General features: G+C 36.4%; 13 protein-coding genes. 7 read left to right on the forward strand and 6 right to left on the reverse strand.

Features of this window, described 5'->3' with window-relative positions; translation table 11 throughout:
* The first annotated feature begins 28 nt into the window (after positions 1–28).
* The 5 genes from rsfS to ACJ5H0_RS13705 all read left to right on the forward strand — a co-directional run bounded on the left by rsfS (position 29) and on the right by ACJ5H0_RS13705 (position 4674).
* Positions 29–397, forward strand: coding sequence for a ribosome silencing factor (rsfS, locus tag ACJ5H0_RS13685; protein WP_172282203.1), 369 nt, complete (start codon positions 29–31; stop codon positions 395–397).
* 15 nt (positions 398–412) lie between these two features.
* A complete protein-coding gene (gene ftsH, locus ACJ5H0_RS13690) occupies positions 413–2401 on the forward strand; it encodes an ATP-dependent zinc metalloprotease FtsH (RefSeq protein ID WP_172282205.1) in 1989 nt (662 codons plus the stop codon).
* 202 nt (positions 2402–2603) lie between these two features.
* The gene (locus ACJ5H0_RS13695) at positions 2604–3119 is read left to right on the forward strand and encodes an LUD domain-containing protein (RefSeq protein WP_411249931.1); all 516 of its coding nucleotides are present in this window, start codon (positions 2604–2606) and stop codon (positions 3117–3119) included.
* 24 nt (positions 3120–3143) lie between these two features.
* Positions 3144–4016: a phosphatidate cytidylyltransferase gene (locus tag ACJ5H0_RS13700; RefSeq protein WP_273650433.1), complete on the forward strand. Its 873-nt coding sequence runs from the start codon at positions 3144–3146 to the stop codon at positions 4014–4016.
* Positions 4017–4020: 4 nt separating this feature from the next.
* Positions 4021–4674 (forward strand): phosphatidylserine decarboxylase family protein, encoded by a 654-nt coding sequence (locus ACJ5H0_RS13705; protein WP_411249932.1) that lies wholly within the window; start codon positions 4021–4023, stop codon positions 4672–4674.
* A gap of 51 nt (positions 4675–4725) precedes the next feature.
* On the opposite strand, the gene ACJ5H0_RS13710 is transcribed toward ACJ5H0_RS13705, so the two are convergent.
* From ACJ5H0_RS13710 to ACJ5H0_RS13725, 4 genes are all read right to left on the reverse strand, one after another.
* Positions 4726–5082 (reverse strand): DUF1801 domain-containing protein, encoded by a 357-nt coding sequence (locus ACJ5H0_RS13710; protein WP_411249933.1) that lies wholly within the window; start codon positions 5080–5082, stop codon positions 4726–4728.
* 22 nt (positions 5083–5104) lie between these two features.
* On the reverse strand, positions 5105–6865 hold the full coding sequence (locus ACJ5H0_RS13715; RefSeq protein WP_411250352.1) for an ABC transporter ATP-binding protein: 1761 nt from the start codon (positions 6863–6865) through the stop codon (positions 5105–5107).
* Positions 6866–6996: 131 nt separating this feature from the next.
* Positions 6997–7920 carry a M28 family peptidase gene (locus tag ACJ5H0_RS13720; RefSeq protein ID WP_273650434.1) on the reverse strand — a complete coding sequence of 308 codons (924 nt, stop codon included), beginning with the start codon at positions 7918–7920 and terminating at the stop codon, positions 6997–6999.
* A gap of 173 nt (positions 7921–8093) precedes the next feature.
* Positions 8094–8483, reverse strand: coding sequence for a DUF4293 family protein (locus ACJ5H0_RS13725; protein WP_273650435.1), 390 nt, complete (start codon positions 8481–8483; stop codon positions 8094–8096).
* A 143-nt stretch (positions 8484–8626) separates the two neighbouring features.
* Here ACJ5H0_RS13725 and rho point away from each other — a divergent pair, with 143 nt between their 5' ends.
* Both rho and ACJ5H0_RS13735 read left to right on the forward strand, forming a co-directional pair.
* Entirely contained in the window at positions 8627–10438 is a 1812-nt protein-coding gene (gene rho / locus ACJ5H0_RS13730) for a transcription termination factor Rho (protein ID WP_411249934.1), read from the forward strand.
* Positions 10439–10614: 176 nt separating this feature from the next.
* Entirely contained in the window at positions 10615–11211 is a 597-nt protein-coding gene (locus ACJ5H0_RS13735) for a superoxide dismutase (protein WP_411249935.1), read from the forward strand.
* Positions 11212–11269: 58 nt separating this feature from the next.
* Here ACJ5H0_RS13735 and ACJ5H0_RS13740 read toward each other — a convergent pair whose 3' ends face one another.
* Both ACJ5H0_RS13740 and ACJ5H0_RS13745 read right to left on the reverse strand, forming a co-directional pair.
* A complete protein-coding gene (locus tag ACJ5H0_RS13740) occupies positions 11270–11692 on the reverse strand; it encodes a DUF6146 family protein (RefSeq protein WP_411249936.1) in 423 nt (140 codons plus the stop codon).
* A 30-nt stretch (positions 11693–11722) separates the two neighbouring features.
* Positions 11723–12910, reverse strand: a complete 1188-nt coding sequence (locus tag ACJ5H0_RS13745; protein WP_411249937.1) for an endonuclease/exonuclease/phosphatase family protein — start codon at positions 12908–12910, stop codon at positions 11723–11725.
* Positions 12911–12952 lie beyond the last annotated feature (42 nt).

Raw genomic sequence — 12952 nt, forward strand, 5'->3', positions numbered from 1 at the left:
TAAATTTGCAGATTATAGTATTTTTTTAATGAATAAGACAGTAGAAAAGCAAGAATTAATAGATAAAATCGTTGAAGCTATCCAGGATGTAAAAGGAGAAGACATTATGATCTTTGATCTTTCCAACATCGAAAACTCAGTAGCAGAAACGTTTGTAATATGCAGTGGAAACTCTAATACACAGGTTTCTGCATTGGCGGGGAGTGTAGAGAAGAAAGTTAGAAACGAACTTCATGACAGACCTTGGCACGTAGAAGGAACGGATAATGCAATGTGGGTTTTGGTAGACTATGTAACAGTGGTCGTTCACATATTCCAAAAGCAGGTGCGTGAGTACTATGATATTGAGGAATTGTGGGGTGATGCGAAAATCACCAAAATTGAAAATGAAATTTAATTTTAAAAAGTATAAATGAACAATAAAGGATTTAACTGGTTTTTTCCAATTGCGATCATAGCTCTTTTGTTATTTTTTGGATCCAACTTTTTAGGAGACAACAGCGCAAAAGCTATTGATGAAGACGGTTTCTTCAGAGAAATGCAATCGGGAAAAGTTCAGAATATTATTATATATAAAGACACTGAAAAGGCTGATGTATTTTTAACTCAGGCTGCTAAAACAGCAATGGTGAATAAAAACACCAAAGAAAACAATCCTTTGTCAGCATTCGATATGGCTCCTAAAGCTGATTACACAGTGAAATACGGAGATCTTCAGCTTTTCCTTCAAAAATTTGATCAGATAAAAGCAGAAAATGCGGCTATTAAAACGACTAAAGATTATGGAGCGGGTAAAAATCCTTTCATGGATATTTTATTCTCTGCATTGATATGGATTGCTATTTTAGGATTATTTTACTTCCTTCTTTTCAGAAAGATGGGTGGAGGTGGAGGTCCTGGAGGACAAATCTTCTCTATCGGTAAATCTAAGGCAAAACTTTTTGACGAAAAAGAAAGAATTCAGGTAACATTTAAAGATGTCGCAGGATTAGAAGGAGCAAAAGAAGAGGTACAAGAAGTTGTAGATTTTCTTAAAAACTCTGAAAAATATACAAAACTGGGAGGTAAAATTCCAAAAGGAGTTCTTTTGGTAGGTCCTCCGGGAACTGGTAAAACATTATTGGCGAAAGCAGTAGCCGGAGAAGCAAAAGTACCTTTCTTTTCGCTTTCGGGTTCAGACTTTGTTGAAATGTTTGTAGGAGTTGGGGCGTCAAGAGTAAGAGACCTTTTTGCTCAGGCGAAAGCTAAATCTCCTGCCATTATCTTTATTGATGAGATCGATGCCATTGGACGTGCGAGAGGAAAAAATAATTTCTCAGGAGGAAATGACGAAAGAGAAAATACCCTCAATCAACTTCTTACAGAAATGGACGGCTTCGGGACTGATACCAATGTTATTGTAATGGCTGCTACCAACAGGGCTGATATTTTAGATAAAGCTTTAATGAGGGCAGGGCGTTTTGACCGTTCAATCTTTGTAGACCTTCCGGAATTACACGAAAGAAGACAGATTTTTGATGTTCACTTAAAGAAAATCAAACTGGATGATAATGTGGACAGAGAGTTTTTAGCAAAACAGACTCCTGGTTTCAGTGGAGCCGATATTGCCAATGTTTGTAACGAGGCAGCACTGATTGCAGCAAGAAATAACCATACTTCGGTGACAAAACAAGATTTTCTTGATGCGGTAGACAGAATTATTGGAGGTCTTGAAAAGAAAAATAAAGCAATAAAACCTTCTGAAAAGAAAAGAGTTGCTTATCATGAAGCCGGTCACGCAACCATTTCATGGTTGGTAGAACACGCTTCTCCACTTTTAAAGGTAACGATCGTTCCAAGAGGACGTTCCCTGGGAGCAGCATGGTATCTTCCGGAAGAAAGGCAGCTTACTACTACTGAGCAGATGCTGGATGAAATGTGTGCAACTCTGGGAGGTAGAGCAGCAGAGCAAGTAATATTCAATAATATTTCTACCGGTGCATTATCTGACCTTGAAACAGTAACGAAAAGAGCTCAGGCTATGGTTACAATCTACGGATTGAGTCCAAATATCGGTAACATTTCGTACTATGATAGCTCAGGACAGTCGGAATACAATTTTGGAAAACCTTACTCTGAGGAAACTGCGAATAAGATTGACGTAGAGATCAAATCGATTATCGAAAATCAATATGCACGTGCAGTACAGATCCTTACAGAAAACAAAGATAAGCTGGATGCGCTGGCTGGTAAGCTTCTGGAAAAAGAGGTAATCTTCCGTGAGGATTTAGAAGAAATATTCGGTAAAAGAGCCTGGGATCCTGAGTTGACGGAAAGACCGGTAACGAATACAATTCCTCTAATCAAGGATAAAGAAGAAGAAAGTGAAATTCAGGCTCCGGAAAGCCCGACTCAACTTTAAAATTCTTAAAAAATAAAAGAAATAAAACCTGGTAATTTCAAAATTGCCAGGTTTTTTCATATTTAAACGTACATTTTTGGAATCTATTATAATTTATTTTCTATTTTTGTATAAAGTTGACTAAAAAACATTAAGTTGAGTTTATTTAAAAAAAATTGTAAGCAAACTAACTAACCAACCCGAGGAAGATGACAACCAAAGTTTGGAAAAGCTAGGGGATTCGCTGAAAAATGCAGATCTCGATTATAAGTTTGCGCAATTATTTACGCATTCGGGGGGATTTTTTAATTATTGTGCAGATGAAGCGGAGGCTCTACAAACTTTGAATCAAATCATTAAAATAGAGGGCATTCACAATATATTTTGTTGGGATAAGGAACTTCAAAATTTTTTGAATGTTGTAAAAACTCCCTTTACTTCGGAGCTGGAACATTCCAATGATGCTGCATTTATAACCTGTGAATATCTTATTGCTTACGACGGAAGAATTATGCTGTCGCACAATAACATTCTCCATTATCATTCGTCGAGACTACCCAGTAAGATTATTATCATGGCTAACGTATCTCAGATCGTTAATAACCTGAATGATGCCATGGGGAAAATAAAGCGTAATGGGAATATCAAAAACCTGACTTCAATCAGCGGAAGCCAGTCAAAATTAGATACATCCTCTAATTCCAATACAAAACTGTTTTTATTGCTGCTTGAAGATTAAGCATCAATTTCTAAATTATACATTTTGGACAAAAATCTCATTCAAAGAACCATTTCAGGGATTGTGTACGTTGCGGTTATTATCCTTTGTGCAACTCCACTCGGAGCCCAACTGATCAATACCATATCTCCGGACCTCGTTAAACAGCAATACCTGTACTACGGTTTAATAACATTTTTAATGCTGGTGGGTTCATGGGAGTGTGTGAAGATCATGAAGTTTGGAAAAGGATATGAAAAGTGGGTTGTTTTTCCCGTTATTGCGGTTATCTTTTACATGTTTTCCAAAAGATACTTCTATCATGATTTCTTTTTTGATTTCAGGCTAAGCGAAATATTGGCATTGTCATTAATAGGGATAGCTGTAGTTACTTTATTTAAGTATCCTACAGAATTATACTACGATAGCGGGAAACTGATTTTTACGGTCATTTACGTTGCACTGCCTTTTAGCTTTGCTCTGGGACTTCCAAAATATTCTAATTTTGATAATTCGTTTTCTTTAGAAGTGTTGTTCCTGTTTATTCTGATCTGGAGCAGTGATACATTTGCCTATCTTACGGGAAAATTTTTTGGAAAACATAAAATGGCACCCAAGATATCTCCTAAAAAAACCTGGGAAGGTTATGCGGGAGGTGTTATTCTCACATTAGTATTGTCTTACTTTATTGAAAAATATCAACACGATCTGCGTGGAAACTGGATCGTTGTAGGTTTTCTCGTCGCTTCATTTGCTCCGCTTGGGGATCTGGTAGAAAGCCAGCTTAAAAGAAGTTTTGGCGTTAAGGACAGCGGAAACATTATTCCAGGGCACGGAGGTGTATTAGATAGACTGGATAGTTTTATAATCTGCGTTCCTGTTGTATATTTGTACTTTATTTTAGAAAAATTTATTTAAACTCATGAAATTACATAGAGAATCGAAAGGAACGATCACTGTAGCAACCATCCTTTTCATCATTATTGGTGTTGCAGCAATTTATTTTCTTAAAATGTGGTCGCTTTTGATCATTATGCCTTTATTGGTTGCGTACAGCCTTATATTTTGGTTTTTCAGAGTTCCCAACCGGGAAATTCTTGATCATAAAGAGAATGTGATTGCACCGGTAGATGGAAAAGTGGTTATGATTAAAGAAGTGGAAGAAACGGAATTTCTGAAAGGGAAGGCAATACAGGTTTCTATCTTCATGTCACCCCTGAATGTACATATTTGCAGATATCCCGTTTCCGGAGAGGTGATCTATAAAAAATACCATCCTGGAAAATATTTGGTAGCATGGCACGAAAAGTCTTCTACTGAAAATGAAAGAACAACTGTGGCGATAGAAAGTTTAACGAATCACAAAGTTGTTTTCAGGCAGATTGCGGGTTATGTAGCCAGAAGGATTGTTTTCTATTGTAATGAAGGAGATCAGGCAAAAGCAGGGCACGAATTTGGATTTATAAAATTCGGTTCAAGAATGGATGTTTTCTTACCATTGGACACGGAGATTATTTGTAAAATCGGAGATATCACAAAAGGAGGGTTGGATATCATTGCTAAAATGAAAGAGTAATTTCAATCAGAAAAATATAAAAGCAGTTTCAGGAGAAGCTGCTTTTTTTGTTTAAGGTTTAACCTTAATAAATTTTTTTACCTCGTTTAAAAGCTCTAAAATAAGCTGTATGGGTAAATCCTTATCCATGTCAATTAAAAGGATTTTAAACTTCTTTCTGCCTTCCTGGAGCAATTCCGGAGCATTCAGTCTGTCTCCATGATAAAAGCTTACATAATGTTTCTTATATTTTTTGCTGTAATACAAATAGCAAAGCATCTTCTTTTTGTATTTAAAAAAGGGCAATCCAAAGCTTAGTGTCTCTGTTATGTTATCCGGATCAGATTCCAGGATCTTTTTCCGCAAAAACAAAAGAGTACTTCTATCAGGTTCTTCAATTCTGTAGAAATACTCTTGTATGGGGTTCATTTTAAATTTAATTTAAAAAGGTTTAATCAAAATTCTGGAGTTCAACCAATTTGTGGTAAACACCTCTTTTCGCGATCAGATCGTGGTGGCTTCCCTGTTCTACGATATCCCCTTTTTCCATCACTACGATCCAGTCTGCTTTTTGTATTGTCGAAAGCCTGTGGGCAATAACCAAAGAGGTTCTGTTTTCCATCATTTTCTCGAGAGCATCCTGTACAAACTTTTCAGATTCTGTATCTAATGCTGAAGTTGCTTCATCAAGGATCATAATCGGTGGGTTCTTAAGAACTGCTCTTGCAATAGAAACCCTTTGTTTCTGCCCTCCGGATAATTTACCACCATCATCTCCGATATTGGTGTCATAACCTTTTGGAAGCTGTGTAATAAAAGTATCTGCATTGGCCACTTTAGCAGCTGCGATAACCTCTTCTTTGGTAGCATCAGGTTTACCCATTAAGATGTTGTTATAAACAGAATCATTGAAAAGAACGGATTCCTGGGTTACCATTCCTAATAGCTTTCTGTACTCCTGTAGCTTCAGGTGTTTGATATCAACATTGTCAATTAAAATTTCACCTTCGGAAACATCATAGAAACGGGCAAGCAGGTTGGCTATTGTTGTCTTCCCGCTTCCGCTCTGGCCGACTAAAGCAACTGTTTTTCCCTTTGGAATCGTTAAATTAAAGTTTTTAAGAATTACATTATCCTTGTCATAATAGAATCCGATATTCCTGAATTCAATATTGTTTTCAAGTGTTGTAATAGAAACCGGTGCCGCAATTTCTTCGATTTTAACATCTGCATCCAGAATTTCCAATACCCTTTTCAGAGAAGCTTCTCCCTTCTGAACATTGGAAATCGAAGTAGATAAACTTTTTGCCGGAGGTAAAATCTGGAAAAACATCCCTAAAAATACAAGGAAATCTGCAGGGGAAATACTTTGATCAACAATGATTTGCTTTCCTCCATACCAAGCAATGATCAAAAATGTAATAGAGCCAAGGAATTCACTCATTGGCGAAGCCAATTCTTTTTTTCGTCCTAAACTTATAGAGCTGGAAATCCATTTGTGCATCGATTGCATAAATCGGTTATCCATTATTTTTTCAGCATTAAAGATTTTAATAACCTTTGATGATTTAAGGGTCTCATCCACGATAGAGAATATATTTCCTAATTCATGCTGAGCCTCATGAGAGTCTTTTTTAAGGCTTTTTCCGATTAAAGCGATCATTGTTCCCATTACCGGTAAAATAAGTAATGAAAAAAGTGTCATTTCAGGGCTTAAAAAGAAAAGGGTGATCAAAGTACTGATCAGCATAAACGGTGCATTGATCAGGTCAATTAAACTACCTAAGATATTACCTTCCACTTCACCGACATCATTGGACATACGGGACATCAGATCACCTTTTCTGCTTTCGGTAAAGAATGACACAGGCAATGAAAGTATTTTGCGGTACATCGCACCACGGAGATCCTTGGTAACTCCCACCCGGTAATTAATTAAAAGAAAAGATCCGAAATAACGGAACGCATTTCTTAAGAGAAACATAAAAGCAGTGACAACGCAAAGCCATGCAAGTACTTTCAGCGAACCATACTCAGTAACAAGGCTTTGTACATAATAATTGGAATAGTCTTTTATGTAGGAAAAGAAATCAATAACATCTCCTGAATACACAGGTGCAGATTCATATTTCTGCGGTTTTATTGTTCCGAAAAGCATTCCCAGGACCGGAAGGATAGTTCCTAAGGAAGCTATCTGAAACACAGAATACAGGATATTGAAAAACAAACTTCCATATATGTATTTCTGGTGAGGCCGTGCGAATTTTAATATTTTTTTTATATTCGTTCATTAATGAAAAATTGGAAAGGCAAAATTAGGTATTTTTAAAAGAGTAGACGATCTTAATTGAATTTTACTTTATCGTTATATTTTGGTGTAAAATTCTTTGGTCCTAATTTCTCAAAAGTTTTCCCAAGGTTATTGATGATTTGGGTCAGGTTATTGAAATCTACTACGGATACATCGTCGCTTTCATTGTGATAATGTGTTGCTTTGGTCATGTCAACTGTAGAGAACGAGTGTGCAATGATTTTCTTTTTAACGAAACTTACGTTATCGGATCTGTAGAATAACTGTTGTGTGGCATATGGATCAGGATATATTTTCAAGCCGTTTGCTGCATGTTGATTAAACAATTCATCAAGATCAGAAAATTCATCACCTGTCATGAAGAGGGCATTTTTCCCGAATTGTGATTCCGTAGCTACCATTTCAAAATTAAAGAGGGCAGACATGTTATTATAAATAGGATCAAGATCCTTGTTAGTTGAAATCGCCCTTGAACCTAACATTCCTTTCTCTTCTCCGTTAAAAGCAATAAATGCCATTGAAAATTCAGGAGTTTTATTTTTGAAATAATCTGCGATTCCTACAAGAGTGGTAATTCCGCTTGCATCGTCGTCTGCCCCATTGTAGATGTTATCACCACTTTTTTTACTGGTGCCGATATGATCGAAATGTCCTGAAAAGCCTAAATACTTGTCGCTTTTTCCTTTTTTGATACCACAAACGTTATAAGCGGTTTTCCCTTTATAATCAAAAGGGACAAGGTAAGAGTTCCCGGTGCAGTATTCTAAGTTGTTTTCTTTAAAAAGTTTGGCAATATATTGGGCGGCATTGTCGTTTTCCGGGGTCCCGATTTCCCGGCCCTTCATTTCATCAGATGCCAGTGTGGAAAGAACAGTTGTTACTGTACTTTTCTGAACTTCCTGGGCAAAGGTAATTACTGAGAAAAACGAGAATGCGAGATAAGTTAATTTTTTCATTGGAGTCCTGTTATATAAGTATATGTCGTTGAAACATAGAAAATGTTGCATTGATTTTAAAAAAAAATATGGAGAGGTAAGAAGGAAATACAGAAATTGAAAACTTAATCTTGGTCTAAAAGAAAAAAACAGCTTCAAAAGAAGCTGTTCTTACTCAAAAAATCGTTGTAAGGTTATCGAAGTCTGTCTACAGATTTTACGAGCCTCTCATCTTTACGGATATATATGTTTGCAATAAACAAACAGATAATCGCGATTAATGGAAAAACAGGCTCAATACCCTTCTCAGGAAATTGAATTCCTCCGGATAAATTTAGTAGCCAATAAGCCAATACACCAATCAACAAAGCGTTTATAATGATGCTGATTGTATTCAGCAAAATTTGTCTTTTTCTGTTTTTAAAGCTGAATACACTTAGTAATCCAACTAAAACAAGTACAATACATGCACTGTCTACTACAGGAATGTTACCAAATACAGCAACATCTTGTCCTGTGATGAAAAGAAAAACAGCAGCTAAAACTGCCAGAAAAATCCATATAGTTTGTATTCTTTGTAGCATTGAATATTAAATTCTTGGCAAAAATAACATAAATTTTGCACAATTCAAAAATAAGTGTAGATTTGCATTATACAATGTACTTGAAAACAAAAGTCACCGGACTTACTTTTCTTACTCACAATTAATTACATTTTTACATACATATGTTTAACATTGAAACGTTAAGGTCAAAATCCGTAACGGAATTGACTAAAATCTTAAAGGATTTAGGCGTTAAGGTTGCAAGAAACAGCTCTGAAAACGATAAAATTTTTGCTGTTCTTGATTTTCAAGCTTCTAACCCTAAAGTTACAAAAGATTATTTCAACACCACAGAGAACAGTATGAATACTGAAGACAAAACGGTGGAAAAAGAAACTAAAGCTCCTGCCAAGAAAGCCGCCCCAAAGAGGACGGCAAAACCTAAAACGGAGGCAAAGGTTCCAACGCCATCAGAGACAGCAACAAAGGTTGAAGAAAAAACAGAAGAAAAAGAAACTGTCACTGAAACTCCAAAGCAGGAAGAAGTTACTTCAACTACAGAAGAAAATACTGCTTCACAGCAGCCACAAGCAAAGAAAAAAAGGAAAAGGGTTACTCCAAATACCAATACCACTGAAGCTTCTGCTCAGGAAAGGACGGAAGTACAAAAAAACACAGATACTCATGAATCTGCTCCGGCAGAAGAAAAGCAAAGTAATCCCCAAGCTCAGGCCAGACCTCAGAAAGGCCAGAACCATCCACAAAACGGTGGAAACTCTCACAAAAATCAGAACCAGAACCAAAATAACCATAATCAGAATCAAAACAGACATTCTGATAAGCAGGAAGAGCAACACGAATCTAAAAAAGAATTCCATTTTGATGGAATGGTAAGTATAGAAGGTGTGTTAGAAATTTTACCTGATAATTATGGGTTTTTACGTTCTTCAGATTTTAGTTATATTTCTTCTCCGGATGATGTATATGTATCTACTGCACAGATCAGAAATTTCGGATTAAAAACTGGAGATACAGTAAAAGGTATCGTAAGGCTTCCAAAAGAAGGTGAGAAATACTTTTCCTTATTAAAACCTACGGAGGTGAATGGCCGTGATCTGGCATTTATCAAAGATCGCGTAGCATTTGAATACCTTACACCTCTTTTCCCGGAAGAAAAATTTAACCTTACAGGAAACAATTCAACCATTTCTACGAGAATCGTAGATCTGTTTGCTCCAATCGGAAAGGGGCAAAGAGCAATGATCGTTGCGCAGCCTAAAACAGGTAAGACCATGTTGCTTAAGGACATTGCGAATTCTATCGCAGCTAACCATCCTGAAGTTTATATGATGGTTCTTCTTATCGATGAACGTCCTGAGGAAGTTACAGATATGGAAAGAAGTGTAAATGCAGAGGTAATTGCTTCTACATTTGATGAAGCAGCAGAAAAGCACGTTAAGGTTGCTAATCTTGTATTGGCAAAGGCTCAGAGAATGGTTGAGTGCGGCCATGATGTTGTTATTTTATTAGATTCCATTACCAGATTGGCAAGAGCATACAATACGGTAACGCCGGCTTCTGGAAAGGTTCTTTCCGGAGGGGTTGATGCCAATGCTTTGCATAAACCGAAGAGATTCTTCGGAGCAGCCAGAAAAATTGAAGGTGGTGGTTCCCTGACAATTATCGCTACAGCATTGATTGATACAGGTTCTAAAATGGACGAGGTTATCTTTGAAGAATTCAAAGGTACAGGTAATATGGAGCTTCAGTTGGATAGAAAAATTGCCAACAGAAGAATTTATCCTGCTATTGACCTTGTTTCTTCCAGTACAAGACGGGACGATCTTCTTCTGGATGAAGTAACTTCTCAGAGAATGTGGATCTTTAGAAAATATCTTTCTGAAATGAATCCTGTGGAAGCCATGGAATTCGTTAATAAAAATATCAAAGGAACTCTTAATAACGAAGAATTCCTGATGTCTATGAATAGATAGATTAATTTAATATTGTTAAATAAAAAGCACGGGTTTTCATAATCTGTGCTTTTTACTTTTAAACAGGATGTGGAATATAATATATCAATGTTAAAGATTTATTAAAATAATACGCTATTTTTGATAATCGGTCAATTATTGGCTAACTTTGAAATATAACATTAAAAAATAAAATTATGTCATTTGAATTACCAAAACTAAGATACGCGTACGATGCATTAGAACCAACTATTGATGCGAAAACAATGGAAATTCACTATACAAAGCACCACCAGGCTTATATAGATAATTTGAATAAAGCAATCGAGGGTACGGACCTGGCTGGAAAAACAATAGAAGAAATCTGCAAAACAGGAACAGATAAGCCTGCAGTAAGAAATAACGGAGGAGGACACTTTAACCATTCTTTATTCTGGGAAATTTTAACTCCGGGAGGAAGCAAAGAACCTGTAGGAAATGTAAAGGCTGCTATTGAAAACTATGGTGGTTTTGATAAATTTAAAACAGATTTCTCTGAGGCTGCTAAAACAAGATTTGGTTCAGGATGGGCATGGCTGATTAAAAATGCAGACGGTTCAGTTTCCGTATCTTCTACTCCTAATCAGGACAATCCATTAATGCCTGTGGCAGATGTTAAGGGAACTCCGGTTTTAGGATTAGACGTTTGGGAGCATGCTTATTACCTAAACTATCAAAACAGAAGACCTGACTACGTTACAGCGTTTTTCGATGTAGTAAACTGGGATAAAGTAGAGGAATTATTCAACAAATAGTTGATCGTTTCCAATAAAAATAAAAAAAGGATCAGAAATTTTTCTGATCCTTTTTTTATTAATATCTTGTGACATCACTACCGCTTAAACCGTTCATTCGTAAACCGTATTTCCAATTAACGTAAGCGAAAACCTGGTAAAGTTTGTATTCAAACTTTAATCCGTAATTTTCTTTTGGATCATAGCTGATCGACGATTCGATTACATTCCTATATCTTCCTGTATTATAATAGGAATTCCATTCACTGACCAGAATTATATTTCTTGATTTTAAGTAAGACTCTGTGTATTGGCTCATCGGTTTTGCAATAGCATTTAAAAAATAATCATATTGAGTATCCAATACAGTGATATCCCACTCTCCATCGTCATTTTTGGCCGGTTTTATCTCAGATTTCTCTTTATCCGGTTTAGGTTTGTCCTGAGACAAACAGCTAAAAGGCAGACAAAATATGCATACTATTAAAATCAGATTTTTCATACTTATAAAGTTACGCAAAAAGTACTTTAGTTAGGGTTCCTTCTGAAGAATAACAAATGCTGGAAAATGGTCGCTATATCCTCCGGTAAACTGATCCCCATTCCAGGACCTGAAAGGATAACCTTTATAGTTTCCTTCTTTATTGACGAGATATGCGGGAGCATAAATTTCAGCCCTGTAAACAGAGTACTCTTTTGTTACCTGATCGGAAATAAGGTTTTTGGAGACAATGATCTGATCGAATAGGTTAGGTGCATCCTGATACGCCAGAGAAGCAACTCCTTTTTTGTATAGAGGATGCATCAGATTCAGATAGGGGGTGTTGTCATTCAGATCTTTTGAATTGCCTACAGCTTTTAAGTGATTCTTTAAACTGGAACTTACCGGGTCGTCATTAAAATCTCCCATTGCAAATAGCTTAGTAGAAGGATCTGCTGCTCGTACACTGTCCATTTGTTGTTTCAGAAGTACTGCTGCGGCATTTCTCTTAGGTAATGAGACCGCTTCTCCTCCTCTTCGGGAAGGCCAGTGATTCATAAAGAAAGCTACTTTTTCATTGTCTAAAAAACCTGTTACCACCAGGATGTCTCTTGTATATTCTCTTTTTCCGGTCTCATTGAAAATTTTTAATTCCTTTTTTAAAGAGTTCGTAACAGTAAATCTTCTCTTCTGATAGATCAATGCAACATCAATTCCCCTGTAATCGTAAGAATTATAATGAATGATCCCATAATCATATTTAGCTAAAGCGGGTTCTTTGATAAGGTCCTGAATTACCTGCCTGTTTTCCACTTCTATAAGACCAACAACTGCGGGAGCTGTTTTTGTATACTGAGACCCAAGCTCAGAAATGACCTTTGCTTCATTGGCAAGTTTGGTTTTATAAACTTTAGCATTATAGTTTTTAGAGCTTTTGGGGGTGAATTCTTCATAGCCGCTTTGATATCTCACTGCTTTTTTCCCTTTTAACAAGCCATCACTCCATGGGCCATCATACTTTTCAGCCTCCAGAAATCTGATTGAATCTAATGGGATACTCCGATGAAATGCAGGATTGTTTATTGCTTTAGTGCCATCAATATAATCAGCTGAAGGTATAGTATCAAATAAATTTTCCACATTCAAAAAACCTACTGCCGCTACCTTTCTTAGCTGGCCTTGCTGGGCAAAGGTAAACATTGATAAAAGGAACATAAAAAGGCTTAAATTTTTTTTCATTTTGCGTCAAGATTAATAAGTAGACAATTGATTTATAACTCA

The sequence above is a fragment of the Chryseobacterium proteolyticum genome, assembly GCF_046591535.1.
GTDB classification, from domain to species: Bacteria; Bacteroidota; Bacteroidia; order Flavobacteriales; family Weeksellaceae; genus Chryseobacterium; species Chryseobacterium proteolyticum.